The organism is Vibrio breoganii (assembly GCF_001677275.1).
Classification (GTDB): domain Bacteria; phylum Pseudomonadota; class Gammaproteobacteria; order Enterobacterales; family Vibrionaceae; genus Vibrio; species Vibrio breoganii.
In genome coordinates, this window is the sequence record NZ_CP016179.1 from 66,962 (window position 1) to 84,730 (window position 17,769).

The window sequence follows — 17,769 nt, forward strand, 5'->3', positions numbered from 1 at the left end:
GTATGGCTAAAGACGAAGGTACTGTCAATGTCGTGATCGATCAGTTGGATTTTGTGCCCAACGCATTTCTCGGTTTCACTAACTTTGAGTTCATTGCGACCATTTGTGGGGCGTCGGTGGCATTTGTAATTCCTTTGTCACCATTGTCTTCGTTGATTTTAGGTAAATCAATATTTGGCGTCATAGCTGCGATGGCTCTTGGGGTTGTCTTTGGGGTGTTAGCGGCGGCTAGGGCGGAGACTCTTAAAAAGGGTAGGCCGTCCTACATGATTTGGAGTGACCTGAGAAGAAGGTTGCAGATTAGGGGAGTCCTCGGCTGGAAAGCTAAGTTCGGTTTTGTCGAGACCACCGCGTGGGATGTTTTGAATGAGCGAAAATAAAAAAAGTAAGGCCGCTGGGAAGTCAGGTGCTTTGCCTGCGTCAATGGTTCGAGCAAAGGATGAAGTGGCAAAGCATATTACAACACTGCGAGTAGCTCTGTTGTTTGTTTGCTTGACCTTGTGTGTGTCTATCTATGCGAATGTGACAGCGCTACAGCGAATCACGGTCTATATACCACCAGATTTATCTTTTGGGGCGGAGATGGAAGTTGGTGAGGTAGGAAAGGCAAATGTCTTTACGAACACTGCGTACTTGTGGATCGAATTCAATACATGGATGACGTCTGGTGACGCAGATGCAGAGCGTAATACGCAGGTTTATCGTGAATATTTCTCCCGTTCATTCCTATCTGTTATGCGAAGTGAATACGCTAGAAAGCGTCTAAACGGCTCACTGGATAGGCAAAGACGATTGACGTTGGTGCCTGGGACAATGGCAGAGGCTGAGCAACGTGTGGTTCCGGTCACAGCGAATTCATGGGTGGTCTATCTCGATGTGGTGGATGAAGAGTGGTATTTGGGAACTCGAGTAAAAAATTCGAAGGTTCGATACTCTCTGTTGGTAGAGAGAGTGGAAACTACTCCAAATCGCAACGCGATAGGTATGCAAGTTGTGGGCTTTAAAGATGAGCCACGTTTATTGGCGGAGAATGGTTGATGTCTTCAGTAAGGTTTTTGATTGTTGCGCTAGTAGCGTTTGGTTCTTGTCTGGTTACGGCTGGCACTGAATTTGTCGTCTGGGATAAGCGTCCGATAGTAACGGAATTGCATGTTGGTGAAGAGCGACTCGTCTATTTTGGGGATGACGTGTCGGTTGGGTTGCCGTCTGCATTGCGTGAGCATTTGCATGTGACATCGGCAGGAGGTGTTCTCTATCTAAATGCTTCATCTGTGTTTCCAAAGTCACGCATTATCGTTCAGTACATAGCAACCGGAGAGCAAGTATTTCTAGATGTAGTTGCTTCTAAGCGGGGCGATGCCGAGAAATTAAAGTCGCTGAAGGTGATCTCTGAAATGCAGTATGCGCAACAGACAGCTGTCGAGCAGGAGAGATTCTTAGCGTCTGCGGATGTGTCAGTGCAGGATCTGGTTCGTTATGCCTCTCAGGATAGCTATGCTCCCACTCGTTTGAAGGTGCTAGATCCGCGTGTATCGGTAACGGATATGAGTGGATTGGGAGAGTTGGATATATCTCTGATGTTCATGGGTGTATCTGCTGGTATGTATGAGTTAACACCTCTGAAGCAGTACCGCACGGTCAACTACTACCTGACAGCTATAAAGGCAAAGAATACTACGGCAAGTAAGCAATACATTCGCTATTCAGATGTATACCCCGATGTGGTGGCGGTGTCGTCACAGCATCCTTGGGTTGGTTCTCGTGGTGGGTTGGATGACACTACCTTGATCTACTTGGTAACGAAAGAGCCACTGCACAAGTACGAGGTTTATACCAAATGAATCAAAAAGTAGTTTTGTCTGTTGGGTCACTCGTTTGTTGTGGGTTGATCTTATATTCGGTTTTGGGTGGAGATTCTTCACCAAAGGAATCTGGTGTGCAGGAACCGTCATTCATTGGGGTGAATGACAGTGTTGGTGCTATTAGTGATTCGACGTCAGATACGCTGAGGACTTTGATTGCAGAGAATAGGCAAAAAGAGCAGCAATATCTGCAGTTGGAGCGTCAATTTAGAGAGCTTCAAACTAGTGTAGAAGTCAGTGGAAAGCAGCAGGGTTCAGTGGTTGGTGATGGGTCGTCAAAAGCAGAGTTGGATGCCTTGAAAAAAGAGATGGAACTGCTTAGAGCTCAGGTTGTTGAGATTGAGGTAGGAAGCGTCTCTGACGGCTTATCTGAGTCATCAGCATTGCCAGCGCAGTTGCCAGCAGTAACTCGCGAAGAGAGTGAGGGGGAGCGGGCGTCAGGTCCTTCGTATCGAGATTTAATTCCAAAGTTAGTGCTACCAGGTACGAACTTGAAGCCGTCGGGCAGTGAAGGAGTGTCGGACGGTGCTTCATTGAAATTGCCTGGGCAGGGTGGATTGTTTGCTAATGATGACGGTCTTGTGTGGTTGGATCCTACAGATGCGCAGGTTACTTATGACAGTAACGGTAATGCAGTTACTACATTCCCAAGTCAGGCATTGAATGCTCAGAAGACTGAAGCGGAGCTTGTATCGGCGGCCAAAGAAGAACCAACGCAAATACCTTTTTACACCATACCGCCAAACTCAATATTTACTGAGGTAACGAATGTAACTGCGATTATTGGGCGTGTGCCACAGGCAGGGACAGTGGTAGATCCGTTCAGGTATTCATTAACACTTGGCTCTGAAAATTTGGCCGCAAATGGGCATCACATGCCTTACTTGCACAGTATTGTCGTTTCCGGAACGGCAACAGGCGATTTCACAATGAAGTGCAGTCGAGGTTCTATAGATTCATTAACGTACATCTTTATGGATGGCACGATTCATTCAGAAACGGCTTCTTCAGCAGATCCTTATGGTTACATCACCGACGAATATGGTGTGCCTTGTATTAGTGGTCACTACATAACGAATGTAGATGAATACCTAGCGAAGAAAGGTTTGATGGCTACAGCTGTTGGTATTGGAGAGTCACTGGCGGCAGGTCAGTTAACTACGACGGGGTCTGGTGATAATGCATCAACCTCGCTTACGGGTTCCGAGTTGAAGTATGCAGGAGCTAAAGGCTTATCTGGGTCAATCAATGAACTATCTGACTGGTTGGAAGAGAGGCAGCAGGGTGCGTTTGATGCAGTGTTTATTCCTGTTGGCGAGAAGTTTAGTGTGCAGTTCGACCGAACGATAGAGATTGACTATCGAGTGAATGGTCGCAGGTTGAATCATGGTTCAAGTGTGGGTGTAAGGTAATGAAGTTTCCTAAGTGTTTGTTAGTAGTGTTGTGTGTTTCTTTGATGGCGGCATGTTCCAGTGGGGCGAAGAAGAATCAAATAATCCCAGAGTCGGACGTAACGGTGAAGGAGGTTATGCAGCGAACGTCGGGCGGAGGAGCGGGGCAGGTTTCTGCTCGTGGAGTTTTGGTTAGGCCGGCAAGTGAAGCTGAGTTACTCCAAGTTAATCATGTGGTGAATCATGTAGGTCATGCTAGTTACCGTTTGCTTCCGAATCCCACTTTGCATATTTACTTTGCGCCACAGATTGAGAGTAAGGGTGGTATGCCGAAGCCGGCATGGATGAGTGAATTCAAGATGTACGACCGCGATCATTATGCTTTACCAGGTGAGTTGTCGTTGAGTGGGGCTAACTAATGAGTGCGTTTGGTGCGGGTGTAGATGCAGTAAAAGAATTCTTTGGCGCAGATGAACTATTTAGTAAGGAGGATCTGGCGAAGTTGTATACGCGTGATCTGCCTTCGTTCGCTGCGAAGTTGCCATACAATGGCTTCGATTCTGAAACGGGAACTTTCATTCTTGAGGATGGAGTCTCGAGAGCGTTGAGTTTCACCATAGAAACAATTTCCACTGAGGGACGTTCAACGGAGTATCTCTGTCAGATGCGAGAGATGCTAGAAGACCTCTATATGGCCTTTGATGCAAAGGGTGATTCTGAGGGGCAGTGGGTTATACAGGAGTTCATCTACGATGACTCATCTGTTGAATCGATTATGACCAGAATGGAAGACTATGTAGCGCCTATAGCCAAGGGGACACAGTTCACTAACGAATATCTGAAAATGGTGCGTCACCATTTAGAGGGGTTACGTGCAGTGGATGGAGGTATCTTCACCGATAAGGAAGTTACAGGTGAAAAATGGGGTCTTAAGTTACTTAAGACCAAATACATTATATATCGCCGTGTGGTGCCGTCTGAGTCAAGACTAATCGATAGTGGGAAGTATGACCCTGCCAGAGAGGTCAATCAGGTTTTTGAAAGCTTGAAGATGAAGTTCAATCAAGCTGGCGTTAGCGTTGTAAGGGATTCATTTAATGATATTTATGCGTGGTTGTTTGCCTTCTTTAACCCACAGCCTGACACGGTGGGCTTTAAGACAAAGGCGGATTACTACAAAGCAATGACAAAGCCTGATCCTGAAATTATTTCGGGTCAGATATCGGAATCATTGTTAGTGGATTTCCCAAAATCCAGTATTGAAGACAACTGCTGGTATTTCAATGGTAAACCAACCAGATTCCTGAGGTTTGGCGGTCTTCGACAAGCCCCTCGTATTGGTCAGTTAACGGGTGAAGTTGCGAGTGGTGCAGCCGGCAGTACCACCGTGCGCTGTATGAGTGATTCAATGCCAAAGGGGACGGTGCTAACTAAGACTGTGGTGATTACGACTCAATCTGAGTTTGAATTGCGAATGCAAAAGGTTATGAAGTCCTCAAATGGTGCTACTGCAGAAAGTGAGCGCAAGTTAGCCGATCTTCAGGCAATGAGAAATTCTGAAGCGGGTGCTCGAATGAAGGTGCTCGTGACTATGGGTGCTTACATCAGTGGTGATGATCTAGATGAGTTAGATGAGAGTCAGCGTAGAGTGATCACTGCAATGAATAATAACAATGTGGTGCTCTATAAAGACGATGTTGACTCGCTGGGTCTGAATGCTTTTCTAGTGCATTTGCCAATGAATTTTCACCCACTGGAAGACAAGAAGCGATACTACTTGCGCTCGATGCTAGCGCAACATTCAGCAAACCTATCGTTTGCGTTTGGTCGCTCTGAGGGCAGTGGCAATCCAGTGATATTTGGGTTCAATCGGGGCGGTAGTCCGATGTTTGTAGACCCGTTCAATCCAGAAGAAAAATCAAAAAATTCAATGGGTTATGTCGTTGGCGGACCAGGCAGTGGCAAGTCAGTCAGCCTGTGCAATATAGCCTATTCAATACTTGGGATGAAGCGCCATCGGCTCTTTATAGTGGAGTATGGAAATTCATTCTCTGTGGCAGCCCAGGATTGGCGCGCTAAGGGTTTGTCGGTAAAAGAAATGGTTTTGAGTAAGGGCAACTGCCCTTCGGTCGCACCGTTTGCGTCAATTGATCGTGTCTTGGATGATGAAGATATTGATAAGCATGTGGGCGACGTTAACTCGGAAGAGGTTAGCGCCAGTAACGATGAAGATGAAAGCGCTATTGATCATGGTGGTGTCGATACATTAGGTGAGCTTGAGTTACTTGCCTTCCTAATGATTACAGGCTCGGACCCGAAGGAACGTGAGCGATATAACAAGGGCGATCAGAGTTTGGTAAGAAAGGTTCTTATTGAAACTGCCCGTCGTAACCGTGATGCGGGTCTCTCAGAAGGGTTGGGTAAGGCAAAGCCGACAATTACACAGGATGTAATTGATACGTTTCGACTGATGGCGAAAGAGCCTGAAATGAGTCCTCGTCAAAAAGAGGTGCTTATGGAAATGGGTCAAGCTATGGAGGGGTATACCACGGGTTTTGCGGGTCAGTTGTTCAATCGTCCTGGCGAAGAGTGGCCGGATGTTGATGTTACTTTGATTAACTTGGCAACGCTTTCTGCAGAGTCAAATAGGCCGCTACTGAATACGTTCTACACGTCTTTTTCACAGATGATCACTGCACTTGGCGAAAGTACGCAGTATGACGAAAGAGATGTTGTGTTTATGACGGATGAGGCTCACTTACTATTGTCGAATGACATGCTTTCACAGTTGATTGTTAGGCAGGTGAAGACAGCTCGTAAGCTGGGGATAAGCTGTATTCTGGCCAGCCAGAATGTTTCTGACTGCTCGGGTGAGGCCGAAAAATTGTTGAGCATGCTCGAGTGGTTCTACTGCTTGAATACGACGGTCAGTGAAGCGCGTCTTGTTGCTAAATATAGAGAATTATCAGATGAAAAGGTAGATATGATTGTATCTACAACCAAGCAGGCTCGAGCGTACACCGAAGGTGTCATCATCTCAGACAAGAATGAATATCTGATGAGGTTTGTTCCACCGAGTCTAATGTTGGCCGTCGCTATGACGGAGAGTGCGGAAAAGGCAGAGCGAATGTCTTTGCAAAAAGAGCACTCGTTGAGTTGTGAATTGGAGGCGGCTTACATGGTCGCGAGTAAATTAGACAAGGCACGTGGAATTCCAGGTGTGCTTGAATTTCCCGGTCTAGAAAGTGAGTCGTAATAATGAATAAGTTTATAGTTTCTTTGTGTGTTCTGTTTAGCGCGAGTGCGATGGCATCAACTGTAACGGCGTATGATCCGCAAGTATATTTGGACGACCAGTATGAGGTGATACAAGAGCATTTTTCTGGTTTTGATGTCACAAAGGAAGAAGGTTCGATTGTTGTAACTATCCCTACCGATAAGGGGTTCGCAGTTGGAGGTCATACTTTGACTCGTTCAGTCCGAGATAGGGTAAAGCGCCTTGGTGTATACCTGAATGAGCACAATGAATCGTTGATAAACGTGTATGGCCATACTGACTCAACCGGCAGTGCCACTCGAAATGAAGAGTTGTCATTGCAGCGTGCAAACACGGTTGTGGAGCAACTGTTGGCTGTATATGTAAACCCTTACCGTATTACCGTGAAAGGCGAAGCTGCGGAGGTTCCTAAGTGTACTAATGCAAGTGAGCGAGGAAAGGCGTGTAATCGTCGAGTAGAGATCGAGATTACATTCTCACAAATGCGTTTTTAGGGGTTGTCATGACGTTCATTGGTTTAGTTGGTTTGTTGTCAGTTTTGGCGGTTTCGACAGCGAATGCTGCACCTCAGGATTATTGGCCTGAGCGAGTAATATATTTTGTATCAGACTCAACCAGTGAGCGAGAGATCCGAAGTGGTCGTCATGCGGCTCGCGGAGCTGAGTTCGATGTGCTTCGTTTGGATGCGGGGATGGCAAGAGTAGCTGAGTTGGAGAGGTCAATTCCAGAAAGCGTAGTTCTCGCTGGTGATGAGGCGGTGTATCAATTTGCCAAAGAAAATATAGTTCCTGAGTTGCTTCAAATAGCCCCTGATATTATGGAATCTCAACACTCTACGGCGCTAGCTCGTATTTATGGTGTTGAGCGTTTGCCTGCAGTTGTTATCGATGGAGAGTTTGTTGCTTATGGTGTGTCTGTTAGCAAGGCAATTCGTGATTTCCAGTGGGCGAAGTATAAAGAGGACGGTGACTTATGATGAAGCTGAAGAGTCGAGTTGCTGTAGCGGTTCTTATGTCATTTTGTACTGTGTCTTCTGTAGCTGCGCTGGATTATGCTCATGTTCTTGAGAAGGCTCAGGAATTAAAAGATAGTGATTTCTATGGTTATCTAGAGAAGGCTAAGGAATACAAGGATGAGATGGAAGAGCGTTTTGCTCCTGTATTGGATGCGGCGTCGGATGTAAAAGAAGCGATACCAGACGAAATCAAAGGGGCGTTGACTGAGGCTCAGGTTCGTCAACAAAAAGATCCTTGGGATATAGAAGATGAATTGATGCTAGCTATAGATACGATGGCGTCTCCATTGGATTTCTTGGACTGTGTAGATCATCGTATTTTAGGTTTTTGCATCAGCTTGAAGACAAGTTGGTGGCCAAAGTTGTACTTCACGACCATACAAGAAAACTACTCGCGAGATAGTCATATTGAGGTCAGGAATACAATTCGAGATGTTCAGATTGGAGATATTTTCTCAACTGATACGCAGGATAAGGCATCTCCTACATCAGCAATGGTTGGTGGACTAGCAAGTAACATTGCGACCGGTCTAGGTAACTTTATATCGTGGTTGGGTGACTTACTTTACAGTCCAAGTAAGGATCAACCGAGGCAAGGTGAGGCTTCATCAGACACATCATTCGATGAGTCCGGCTATGTCTTCAAAGAGGTCATGGTGATGGGTAGTCCTGAGAATTTGGCCATTGATGCATACATGTCACTGATCACTTTTAACACCTGGTGTAGCTCCAGCAACATGCCTTGGGTGCCTTACTTTCATTCATCTCAAGATGTGCTGTCTTGGCGTTGGATGGCAACGAGTGAAGTGTTGTCGATGGGCTCTTATGGCGTAAAGCAATTGGCATGGGATGATATAGGTTCGGGCTATGGCTCAACTTTCCCACGAAGTGGGTATATTCAACAACGAGACCCATTCAAGGCTAGTGTGGTAGCAGCGTATCGAGGGTTTGATATTGTAACGTCGTACGATGAGTATACGAGTACAGCTGGTCTTCATGTTTCCAATACGATGGATAAGTGGGCTTCAAGCACTTGGCAGAGAGATGGTTATCTTACATCGGAAACGTCAAATAAGAAGAAACTGCAGATGATCTACCCATTTCAAGGTGAGATGTGTACTCGCTATAAGAATCGCAACTCTTTGTTTGATAGTGATATGAAGAGGTTCATGGATGGTAACGCTGCTCAGAGTGCTGCTTTTAAAGGGTATAGAGCGTTCAGGTGTTGCCGAAAGCGAGGGAATAAGTTCTTAACTAATGTCATGTTGAGAGATGGGAATTTATAAGTAACATCGAATTCATAAGTATTGAATAAAGAAGAGCGGGCCTTTGGCTCGCTCTTTGCGTTTAGGGGCGTTTTCATTAGTGGTGATAGATGTTCGCACCTGCCTCGACCTTGGCGTACTAGATAGCGAAAACCAATAGTGGTTATTTCAATGCTACATAAAGTAGGCAAGGAGCAAAAAATGGAGTTATATCGGTTAGCAATGTTTGCTAATACCTTTACCAAAATAAAGGGTATTAGCTTAAAAGTTGGTGATGAGGTTCATAGTGATATGAAACAGGTGGTGATTCCAAAGCCTGTGGAGGGTTCGGAATACTTGTCATTTACTTACTTGGGTAAAGAAGCCTCGAAGCTGAGATGGTCCAATTTCACGGCGCTAGACAAATTACAGAATGAGCAACAAAAGCAACTTGCGTTCTGGGCGGAGAGTACTCGTCTTGATAGGAAGTGGCAGGAGTTGTGGCCTGGTATGAGATCTAGTTATGAGAAGGTTTCTCGTCAAACATTTGATGAGAGTGCGTTCTTTGAGTTGGAAGATTGTGATTTTGTGAGGGGGTATATCTATCACCATGTTCGTTGTGCGTCATTAAATTATGACCATGGGCGATGTACTCGTGACTTTGATGGAAAGTTACGTTCTTTGTTGGGGGTGGCGCGCTTTAATCGTATGCGTACGCTTCTATCCATAGTTCCAAAGCTTTCAGTGACGCGAGATTCCGTAACTTGGTCGGAGTATATGATTGAGTTTATGGGTCATTTGCCGGTGGAGTTAGGTGAGTATGAGGATTCTGATGGTGGCGAATCGGAAGGTGATGAGCAACTACAGGATGATCAGCAGGGCGAGAGTGATAATTCTCAAGCTGGCGGGTCTGAAGGTGATGAGCAATCACTGGATGAGCAGCAGGGAGAGAGTGCTGATTCTCAAGGTGACGGATCGGAAGGTGATGAGCAATCACAGGGTGATCAGCAGGGCGAGAGTTCTGAGGCGCAAGGTGTAGGCTCGCAAAACAGTCAATCATCTGGTGGTGATCTGATTGGTGGTGAGCAAGCACCCGATAGTGAGGCTATTGCTGCGGAAAATGGGATAGCAGTCCCAACACCGCAAGAATTGATGGACAGCGAGAGCGAAATATTGGTCGAAGCGGTAAATGCCAATGCTGATACTGATAGTTTGCTTGATAAGTTCAAAAAGGAAGTCAATAAGCTCAGTCCGGACTTAGAGGTTCAACTGCGAGAAAAAGTTGATGATGAGCGGGTTCAATACACGCCAGCAGTAACAGGTCTTCAGAGGCAAGCTTTTGTGTCGGGAAATACTCTTCGTGAGTATATGTCAGAGCAAAAGCGAGTAAAGAGTGCATTGATGAAACATCGTCAGTTTGTACTTTCGAAGAAGAAAGAAATTTCTCGTAATGGTAAGCGCATCAATACAAAGCGTGTTGCTCGTTTGAGACAAGGGGATGTGCGTGTCTTTTCACGGACGTTGTTCTCAAAGGGAAACACAAGAGTGGATGGTCACTCGGTTGTGTTGCTCGATACCTCTGCGTCAATGTCTTCTTGTAACCTGATTGCTCGTGCGTCTCGTGCTTGTCATGCTTTGTTGGGTGGTCTAAACGCCATAGATGGGATGTCTACGAGTTGTCTTACGTTTGGCGGTACAGGAAACCGTATTGTCCATCGCGTAAAGGAAGAGCGTGAAAAGGTTACCCGAAAAATGGTAGAGCGCTTTGAGGCGATAAGCCCGGCAGGTGGTACACCGTTGGCAAGTGGGTTGTGGTCTGCGATGGCGGATGTAGCTCTCTCTGATAAAGAGGTGGGGGACATTTACATTGTGACTGATGGTTACCCTAACGATGCGGCGTGTGGCTTTATAGAAACCAGAGAAGCAGTAATGGCTCACAAAGAAACAGGTGGGCGAGTGTATTGCATTCAGATCTTAAATGGTGAGTCAACGAACGCGTCCTATGATGCAGCGTTGAGTGCATTATTTGGAACTGGTTTTGTGCAGATTACTGATCAGAGTGAGTTGTCACGGTCATTGCTAGAAGTAAGTAAGACTGCAGTTGCAGTTTAACCAAGCAGCGGTCTTCGGGCCGCTGATTTATCTTAATCGATGATAAGGAAGAAACGATGGTAGATTATACCGAAAGAAACAACGCAAGGGCCGATCTGATTGCTCGATTTGGCTGGTTTTCAATCCTGGCTGGGACGACAAATCTAGAGAAGTGCATTTCAGGTCATGATAATGGTAAAGGTGCACGCAATTTGGACATTTGCCCAAAGTGCGGAGAGCCTGACTTCTATCTGATTAAGGGTGCTGATGTGCATGGCTGTGGACGTTGTTGGAAATGCTTTGCCAAAGGGGTTGGTGATGAAAACGGAAAAAAGTCGTGGGACGGTTTTCGTATTGTCGGACTAGCTAATGGCTTAAGTTTTCCAGATGCCGTTAAGATGGTTGAAGGCTATATCGGTTTTGAGTGGAATGGTAAAAAGGCGAAAGCCACCAAGCCAATCAAGCGGATTGAGCCAAAGGTGACGGCTATCAGTCCAGAAGAGGAACAAAGACGGATTGAGTGGAAAAGGGGTATGATTAACGACCTGTGTAAAGGTGCCGTCGAGTTTGGCGCGCCAGGTTCAGAGGTTGGTCTAATGTATCTCGGGAATAGAGGGATTAAATCCTTCTCTTCCGTAAGTCCGAACAATCTGTTTTTGCATCCAAGCGTGCCGTATATTGTGACTTTTGAGAAGCCACGAGACGGCAAGTTGTCTTCTGATGATGCTGAGATCTTTGAGTGCTGTAAGCAAAGTGGTGTGATGGAGAAGATAGATTATCATGATCCTAAAACCAAGGTGCTGCCAAAGCGAATACATATGGGTTCATACCCTTGTATTTTGCAGTTGGTGAGGTGCTCACAGGCCTTTAGTGGTTACTCGATACAGCGTATATATTTGACTCAACAGGGTCAGAAATTGCGATTCGAGCCACACCACAAAGGGTTAGGTTCTAAGTTGCAGTTGTCGATACCTCATGAAGGTGGAGGCGCAAACTACTTAGATCCACCGACTGAGATCATGGCGATTGCAGAGGGGTTTGAGACATTAGCTTCAGTCAGACCTTATACTGATGCCTCATGTGCTTGTACTATTAATGCGAATGGCATTATTGCTTTTTGTCCTCCTAAAGGGGTAAAGGTGGTGCTAGTGCTCGAGGATAAAGATAGATCGGAGACAGGAGAGCGAGCGACGGATGCTTTGAGAGAGCGTTTAGCCCCGCAGGGTATTGTTGTGGTTCGTGTGGCGATACAAGTTCCCATTCCGCCAAGTGCGAGAAAGGGGATAGACTGGCTTGATGTGATGAATTCACACGGAGTTAGTCAGTTGCCTCAGTATTTCACTAATACTTCGTCTGTTAAAGATTGGTCTGTTTATGCCAATAACTAGCGTGTCAAAGATAGCGACCCTTCAATTGAAGGTGTCGCTGTTATTTCTAAGGGTTCTGCGTAATAGAGCTTTTAGCAATGATGGGTACTTATAGTCCGAATTAATCGAGATAATTAGAGATGGAACAGAATCAAGCGCAAAAGCACATAGTTGAGGTGGTAGCCGGAGATGTCATTCGCGAAGGTGATCGTCGTCCAACAGTCTATGTGGTTCCGGTTTACTGGCGTGTAGAGCTTTGCGAAGAAACGCTCTCTTATCTCGGTTCGAAACGAAATAAGCACTATCCAGAAGAGATTAAGACTGGGGTTGGTCGATTGGATGTCTTGGTTTCACGAAAGGTGGTATCAGAAGAAGATATGCCAGCTTACGCTGAAGCGGTAGCAGCGGTATATTTGTATCACCAGGCGGGCGTTAATGTTTTTGGTATGGATCGTGAAAGTGGAAGGCCTCCGAAGATAGCGACTCAATTGGCCTTATCTCAACCTTTAGCGCGTTCACTCGTCGCTAAGGACCCGTATGAGACTAAGGCTCTTCAACGTGATGGTAAGAGTTATCTTTTGGCGCATTTTGATTTTGCTGCTGCGTATTTCTATGGGGTTTCAATTGGTTCATCCGATCCTGATTCAGGTTGGGTCAAAGAAGGTCAGCGAGATGAAGATGGATTGTCAGCGTTTGGTCGTGTGTCCGGTAATTATGTTCGACGTCGTTTGAATATTGACACCGATCTGGGCAGGTTGAAAATTACATATAGGACGGTAGAAGAGTTTTTTGCAATGCCGTTGGTGAAAGAACTGATTGAGGTTAAGGGGCAGGTTTATGCTCGCCCTTACGAGTCAGTGCATGAGCAGGTGTTAAAGGCAACCAAGCATGTAGAGAGTGACAATCCTCACTTGGTTAAGTTGCGAAACAAATTTGGGAAGAAGGCGAAGAGTCTACTGTCCGAGAATCCACCGACATTTGTGGATTTAATTCCAACAGCGGCCAGGCCAACAACATTTATCGTGTTAGGTTTTAGGCCGTTGTACGCTGAAGAAACAGCAACCCGTTTAATTAAGAAAGGGTTTGCCTTATTCGGTTAGAGGTTATGTCCAGTGGGCATACTTTACCCTCGCGAGAGGATATCTCTAATGCAAAGTAAGGAAAGTAAATGGATAAATTATTTATCTACATCGCGGATGTGGTTTGGGCGATCATTAGCGCTGCCATGGAATTAGCTAACGGTATCTTTAACAGTATTGTTGGTTTTTACCTGTCAATGTCTAGTCACTATGACAGCTTGGGTCTATCTGTATGGGCTAAGATCGCAGTTACGGTGGGAGTCGTAGTGCTTCCGGTGCTAGCTGTACTGGTGTTGTATTGGTCGTTCTTTAAGGTATTGGCCTTGTTTGCACTTCCGTACATGAAAATGCGCCGTGCATTAAGCGGCATTCCTGTTCGTAAGATGTTTACGGTTATTCCTGAGTTTTTGCGTTCGCAAGTACGTGAAACTTTGGATGCTTGGCAAGTAGCTAAGGGAGCTGTAGAAAACAGTCAGTCTAAAGCTGGTGATACATCGGTTGAAGCAATGTCGTTTGTGGGTTGGGGTAGAGACCTTATGCGCAAACGTCGAACTTCCCGAAAGGCTAAAGTGGAAGAGAAGGTTTCGCCTTCTAATTCTTACAAAAGCTGGTCATCTGGTGAGCGACCGCCTAAGAAGTAAAAGTAAATGCCAAGCCCTATCATTTTTGATGGGGCTTGTTCATTTCTACTGTTCGAGTAGCTATGATCCCTGCCTTTTAGATTTCCAATTTTCATCCTTTAGCTCGCTCTTCCTCTATAAGTCGCTTGTTTAGTCGGGCGTTTGCTCGAAAGGCTAGAACAATGATCGGTACTAGCCATATAGAGGCGGTAGAAGCCAGGTTCCCAGGTGAGATCATCGGCTTAAAACCTAGAGTTTCAACAATCGCATTGATAAAGCTTAAGCAAAATTCAATAAGGTACATAGTGACTATCTCCCAGCTCGTTGATAAACACGGTTAGCGTAGCTGTTCGCCAAACGTTCAAGGCACACGGTGAACAGGTAGAACGCCAGTAGGATTCCTAGTGCTTTCCCCATTTTGATGTAGAGTTCCATCGTTTCCGCATTGCTGATGGTTTTATTGTTCAGGCTCATGTTGCCGTGCTCAATAGCGGCGACGCATCCTTGCCATAGTGTAATTAGTATGAATTCAATGAGTTCCATAATGTGCTCCATTTGTCTGTGTTTGTTTACTGTAAGAAATAACGCAATCTAAAATCAAACTTTTGAACGCTAGGGTGTGGTTTGTAAGTCGGTAGCGCGCTTTGTTTATTGAGAATATCGGATGGCAGATTCAAGCCGCAACTTTTTGAACGGTGATGCGTCGTAAAAGAATCACGACATGATGAAGCGGTAGGTATTCGGTGCCGTATCGAGAGCAGTTAACATTGATTAAGGATCAATTGAAAAATGAAACTGTTCCATAAAATTAAAACGGTGGTACCAGAATCCCTGATCACCAAGGCGAATAACCATTACCAAATCAAAGTGTTTTGGACTGTAGAGTTTAACGAAGACCTTATTCCTTTTTTGTCGAGTAAGCGTCGTGAGCATAACCCTGAGCTGCTGCAACGTGGCGTGGGCTCTCTGATCGTTGAGGTGCCATTTACTAAGTTCGAAGAGATGGCAGAGGCGATTGCTTATGCTGAAGGTAATGCGCAGTTATACCTTGTTGAGAAGACAGGCCAGAATGTGTTTGGTGTTGAGGGTCGAGGTGTTAAACCGCAGAAGCTTCAACTGAAATTGTCTGTATCTTCTCCGTTGATCGCGGATTTGATTAAGCGAGAAGACACGTATGTGTCAGTGCTACAGAAATCACCAAAGGCTCACTTGTTAGGCTTGTCGGATTATCTAGCGGCATACTTCTATGGAAGTGAGGTAGAGGTTTCAGGCGAAGAGGATCAGACTTGGGCAGACCCATACATTGATGAGTTAGAGACGCCAGAATACTTTGGTGCTGTGCGCTCGAATGCTGTTCGTCGACTTTTGGACATTAACACTCCAATTGGCATTGTCCACATGACATATAGAACGGTACAAGAGTTTCTAAACATGCCTCTGAACAGAGAGTTGGTGGAAGTGAAAGGTCAGGTGTTTGGTCGACCATATGAGTCCGCTGTTGAGAGAGTAGTGATGGCAACCTCCGTGGTGCCGCCGGAAAACGATCACATGAAGAAGCTGGTGCGTAAGTTCCCAGATAAGCAGCCAAGAGCGCTGTTTTCTAAGACACCACCCACGTTTGTTGATTTGTTTCCATTACAAAATGCAATCGAACCTCACTTTATTGTGATTGGATACCGCGCTCTATATGCGCAAGAAACGTTGAAACGTTTGGAAGAAGGTGGTTTTACATACCACAAATAAACTCCAGAGGTCGCGTGAGCGGCCTTTTTGAATCTACGTCAATCCTGACGTCGATACCCGATTTTGACATCTCCATTTGGGAGTTGCGGGTTAAATTCAAAACGGTGCTGAAGAGCATTTGGGGAGTGGTATATGTTTGTAACGGTGATTTTTTTCTTCGTAGGTTGTTGGTTGTTGGGTGCGGGTGCTTCAAAGGCAAAAACGGCGCGTAAGGTAGCCTGGGATGCCAAGAATTATCCCAAAACGGCCGAGGCGAAAGCTAAGGCTGAAACGGAAGCGAAACTTGAGCTTGATGAGCTTCGTCAATTTAAGGTGGCGGCGATGAACGCTGAAGTGGAGTCTGAAGCGGAAGCAAAGGCAAAGGCTGAGGCGGAAGCTATGGCTGCTAAAAAAGCCAAGGCGAAAGCTAAAGCGAAAAAAGCCAAAGCCAAAGCGAAAGCGAAAGCGCAGACAGCAGACACAGGCGTTAATTACGACATTCCTGCATTTATGCGAGATGCTGTGATGAAAACTCGATGGGAAAACGGTGAGTTCTCCTATTAATAACCGAATATAAATCCCTCTCAAAAGCCTTGTGCTTTTGAGGGGAGATAGTCAAAGAATGATTAGTTAAAAGGTCGTTTTTACCTAATTATTTTTAAGGTGCAATGCACCAAAATGCCGACTCCCGTCCGGCAGCCACATTGGTGGTCCCAGGGGCTCTTAATTGAGTATATGGCAACACGAAAGGGTCAAACCTTCGCCCTTAATTGGGTATACGACAACATCGTTCCGTAAGAGGGACTTAAGGCTATGACATAGAAGAGAACTTAGAGGTGGGTTCAAATCTGGTCATAGCCTTTTTCATTGGTGCTGAGTGCGGTTATCAAAGCGCGGTTTTGATAACGGTATTTGGGCAGTTCATTGCTCAATGTTAACGACGGTAAATCGTCATCCTCGTAAAGAAATTAAGGAATCAGTATGAACAAAGCAATTTTGGAAGGTGTAATTGAGTCAATAGACAGGCAAATAGGTTCGGTGGATATCACTGTACTGACAAAGGTTCGTATTGAGGTAGGAGCCGAGTCATCAGTGTCTGAGATGCCAGTAGATTGCTGTCTTTTGGGTCAGCATGCTTACGATCAGGGTCTCTTTGAGGTAGACAGTGTAGTCAGCCTTAAGGGGGTGATTTCTTTTGTCAAAAATGACAAAGGAGAGTGGCAGCAGAAGGTGATCGTAGATGACGGTGGAGAAATGGAAGTTAAGCCTAAAGGGGCTCCATTGACGACCGATACTACGGAAAAGCCTAAGCAAGAGTTGCCTATCGTTGAGATGGCCTCAGTGTCAGTCGAAGAGCGTATGAGAAAGCGAGGTAAATTACCTAAGCAACGTGAAGGTTCGGTGGATCTGACGAAGTTGGGTGGTTCGGAAACTCAGACGCAAGCGCCGGTGAGTCAGTCGATACCAGAGCCAGCTGCTGAGCAGGTGGCACCACAGTCGGTATCAGAGCCAGTTGCGGAGCAGTCTCCACCTCAGTATGGGGAAGTGCCATCAGCGACAGAGGCCGATTATGAATTCGGTATGCAGTGCGCTGATGAAATGTCGTACTCCGAATTGTCAGGCGGAAAGGCGGAGCGCGAATTTAATACTAACGTTCCTGCCCCTAAGTCTGAAGCACCTGCGCCAAAGGCATCCAATCCAAAACTCAAACGAGCTATGGGCTCAATGGGTGATCGATACGCAAGTACCGATCCTATTGAGCAAACTCAAGAGGCGTTCGCTAATGCAGAGCCGGGTATTCCGGTGTTTGTGAGGCAAGAGAGCAACGTGCAATAACCCCAAAACCCGACTGTTGAGTCGGGTTTTTTATTCGGTCAAACACAGGAATTAAGTCGGTATTGCTGGTGCTATGACTACACAGTTGTAGGTATATCCACATAGGGGGGGAGAATCAACCCCAACGCACTCCGAGCCAAGAGTGTGCGAGAAGATTGAGCGCGTGCCCTTTGCTTGAATCTTTTCTTTTTTCTTTCTTTCTCTTTTTCTTGTCGGCGGTGGTCGGCCAGTGTGACTGAGCGATGTGCAACTATGTGGATATACC

General features: G+C 45.9%; 17 protein-coding genes. 16 read left to right on the forward strand and 1 reads right to left on the reverse strand.

What is annotated here, in order from left to right:
- Positions 1–2 precede the first annotated feature (2 nt).
- The 13 genes from A6E01_RS19230 to A6E01_RS19290 all read left to right on the forward strand — a co-directional run bounded on the left by A6E01_RS19230 (position 3) and on the right by A6E01_RS19290 (position 13,967).
- Complete coding sequence (locus A6E01_RS19230) at positions 3–380, forward strand: DUF3487 family protein (protein WP_065211110.1); 378 nt, start codon at positions 3–5, stop codon at positions 378–380.
- The gene (locus A6E01_RS19235; RefSeq protein ID WP_065211111.1) at positions 367–1,038 is read left to right on the forward strand and encodes a DUF2895 family protein; all 672 of its coding nucleotides are present in this window, start codon (positions 367–369) and stop codon (positions 1,036–1,038) included. Before A6E01_RS19230 ends, A6E01_RS19235 begins: the two co-directional genes overlap by 14 nt.
- A complete protein-coding gene (locus A6E01_RS19240; protein ID WP_065211112.1) occupies positions 1,038–1,841 on the forward strand; it encodes a TIGR03749 family integrating conjugative element protein in 804 nt (267 codons plus the stop codon). Before A6E01_RS19235 ends, A6E01_RS19240 begins: the two co-directional genes overlap by 1 nt.
- Entirely contained in the window at positions 1,838–3,274 is a 1,437-nt protein-coding gene (locus A6E01_RS19245) for a TIGR03752 family integrating conjugative element protein (protein ID WP_065211113.1), read from the forward strand. Before A6E01_RS19240 ends, A6E01_RS19245 begins: the two co-directional genes overlap by 4 nt.
- Positions 3,274–3,672: a hypothetical protein gene (locus A6E01_RS19250; RefSeq protein ID WP_065211114.1), complete on the forward strand. Its 399-nt coding sequence runs from the start codon at positions 3,274–3,276 to the stop codon at positions 3,670–3,672. Before A6E01_RS19245 ends, A6E01_RS19250 begins: the two co-directional genes overlap by 1 nt.
- Entirely contained in the window at positions 3,672–6,509 is a 2,838-nt protein-coding gene (locus A6E01_RS19255) for a conjugative transfer ATPase (protein WP_065211115.1), read from the forward strand. The genes A6E01_RS19250 and A6E01_RS19255 overlap by 1 nt, the downstream gene beginning before the upstream one ends.
- A 2-nt stretch (positions 6,510–6,511) precedes the next feature.
- Positions 6,512–7,024, forward strand: coding sequence for an OmpA family protein (locus A6E01_RS19260; protein WP_065211116.1), 513 nt, complete (start codon positions 6,512–6,514; stop codon positions 7,022–7,024).
- Between the two features lie 8 nt (positions 7,025–7,032).
- On the forward strand, positions 7,033–7,506 hold the full coding sequence (locus A6E01_RS19265) for a DUF1525 domain-containing protein (protein ID WP_065211117.1): 474 nt from the start codon (positions 7,033–7,035) through the stop codon (positions 7,504–7,506).
- On the forward strand, positions 7,503–8,831 hold the full coding sequence (locus A6E01_RS19270) for a TraU family protein (protein ID WP_065211118.1): 1,329 nt from the start codon (positions 7,503–7,505) through the stop codon (positions 8,829–8,831). The genes A6E01_RS19265 and A6E01_RS19270 overlap by 4 nt, the downstream gene beginning before the upstream one ends.
- Positions 8,832–9,011: 180 nt before the next feature.
- Positions 9,012–10,901 carry a vWA domain-containing protein gene (locus A6E01_RS19275; RefSeq protein ID WP_065211119.1) on the forward strand — a complete coding sequence of 630 codons (1,890 nt, stop codon included), beginning with the start codon at positions 9,012–9,014 and terminating at the stop codon, positions 10,899–10,901.
- A gap of 56 nt (positions 10,902–10,957) precedes the next feature.
- A complete protein-coding gene (locus A6E01_RS19280; RefSeq protein WP_065211120.1) occupies positions 10,958–12,268 on the forward strand; it encodes a toprim domain-containing protein in 1,311 nt (436 codons plus the stop codon).
- A 119-nt stretch (positions 12,269–12,387) separates the two neighbouring features.
- Positions 12,388–13,347, forward strand: coding sequence for a hypothetical protein (locus tag A6E01_RS19285; protein ID WP_065211121.1), 960 nt, complete (start codon positions 12,388–12,390; stop codon positions 13,345–13,347).
- A 68-nt stretch (positions 13,348–13,415) separates the two neighbouring features.
- Positions 13,416–13,967, forward strand: a complete 552-nt coding sequence (locus A6E01_RS19290) for a hypothetical protein (protein WP_065211122.1) — start codon at positions 13,416–13,418, stop codon at positions 13,965–13,967.
- Between the two features lie 288 nt (positions 13,968–14,255).
- Here A6E01_RS19290 and A6E01_RS19300 read toward each other — a convergent pair whose 3' ends face one another.
- On the reverse strand, positions 14,256–14,489 hold the full coding sequence (locus A6E01_RS19300; protein WP_065211124.1) for a hypothetical protein: 234 nt from the start codon (positions 14,487–14,489) through the stop codon (positions 14,256–14,258).
- Between the two features lie 246 nt (positions 14,490–14,735).
- On the opposite strand from A6E01_RS19300, the gene A6E01_RS19305 reads away from it, so the two are divergent.
- From A6E01_RS19305 to A6E01_RS19315, 3 genes are all read left to right on the forward strand, one after another.
- On the forward strand, positions 14,736–15,689 hold the full coding sequence (locus tag A6E01_RS19305; RefSeq protein ID WP_065211125.1) for a hypothetical protein: 954 nt from the start codon (positions 14,736–14,738) through the stop codon (positions 15,687–15,689).
- A 132-nt stretch (positions 15,690–15,821) separates the two neighbouring features.
- Positions 15,822–16,232, forward strand: a complete 411-nt coding sequence (locus tag A6E01_RS19310; RefSeq protein WP_065211126.1) for a hypothetical protein — start codon at positions 15,822–15,824, stop codon at positions 16,230–16,232.
- 417 nt (positions 16,233–16,649) lie between these two features.
- Entirely contained in the window at positions 16,650–17,504 is an 855-nt protein-coding gene (locus A6E01_RS19315) for a hypothetical protein (RefSeq protein WP_065211127.1), read from the forward strand.
- The last annotated feature ends 265 nt before the right edge of the window (positions 17,505–17,769 follow it).

Excerpts from the sequence above, each read along its gene's own strand:
- A6E01_RS19235 (WP_065211111.1), top strand. The coding sequence starts at position 367 with ATGAGCGAAAATAAAAAAAGTAAGGCCGCTGGGAAGTCAGGTGCTTTG.
- A6E01_RS19245 (WP_065211113.1), top strand. The coding sequence starts at position 1,838 with ATGAATCAAAAAGTAGTTTTGTCTGTTGGGTCACTCGTTTGTTGTGGG.
- A6E01_RS19250 (WP_065211114.1), top strand. The coding sequence starts at position 3,274 with ATGAAGTTTCCTAAGTGTTTGTTAGTAGTGTTGTGTGTTTCTTTGATG.
- A6E01_RS19260 (WP_065211116.1), top strand. The coding sequence starts at position 6,512 with ATGAATAAGTTTATAGTTTCTTTGTGTGTTCTGTTTAGCGCGAGTGCG.
- A6E01_RS19230 (WP_065211110.1), top strand. The coding sequence starts at position 3 with ATGGCTAAAGACGAAGGTACTGTCAATGTCGTGATCGATCAGTTGGAT.
- A6E01_RS19300 (WP_065211124.1), bottom strand. The coding sequence starts at position 14,489 with ATGGAACTCATTGAATTCATACTAATTACACTATGGCAAGGATGCGTC.
- A6E01_RS19310 (WP_065211126.1), top strand. The coding sequence starts at position 15,822 with ATGTTTGTAACGGTGATTTTTTTCTTCGTAGGTTGTTGGTTGTTGGGT.
- A6E01_RS19275 (WP_065211119.1), top strand. The coding sequence starts at position 9,012 with ATGGAGTTATATCGGTTAGCAATGTTTGCTAATACCTTTACCAAAATA.
- A6E01_RS19240 (WP_065211112.1), top strand. The coding sequence starts at position 1,038 with ATGTCTTCAGTAAGGTTTTTGATTGTTGCGCTAGTAGCGTTTGGTTCT.
- A6E01_RS19255 (WP_065211115.1), top strand. The coding sequence starts at position 3,672 with ATGAGTGCGTTTGGTGCGGGTGTAGATGCAGTAAAAGAATTCTTTGGC.
- A6E01_RS19270 (WP_065211118.1), top strand. The coding sequence starts at position 7,503 with ATGATGAAGCTGAAGAGTCGAGTTGCTGTAGCGGTTCTTATGTCATTT.
- A6E01_RS19290 (WP_065211122.1), top strand. The coding sequence starts at position 13,416 with ATGGATAAATTATTTATCTACATCGCGGATGTGGTTTGGGCGATCATT.
- A6E01_RS19285 (WP_065211121.1), top strand. The coding sequence starts at position 12,388 with ATGGAACAGAATCAAGCGCAAAAGCACATAGTTGAGGTGGTAGCCGGA.
- A6E01_RS19265 (WP_065211117.1), top strand. The coding sequence starts at position 7,033 with ATGACGTTCATTGGTTTAGTTGGTTTGTTGTCAGTTTTGGCGGTTTCG.
- A6E01_RS19280 (WP_065211120.1), top strand. The coding sequence starts at position 10,958 with ATGGTAGATTATACCGAAAGAAACAACGCAAGGGCCGATCTGATTGCT.
- A6E01_RS19315 (WP_065211127.1), top strand. The coding sequence starts at position 16,650 with ATGAACAAAGCAATTTTGGAAGGTGTAATTGAGTCAATAGACAGGCAA.
- A6E01_RS19305 (WP_065211125.1), top strand. The coding sequence starts at position 14,736 with ATGAAACTGTTCCATAAAATTAAAACGGTGGTACCAGAATCCCTGATC.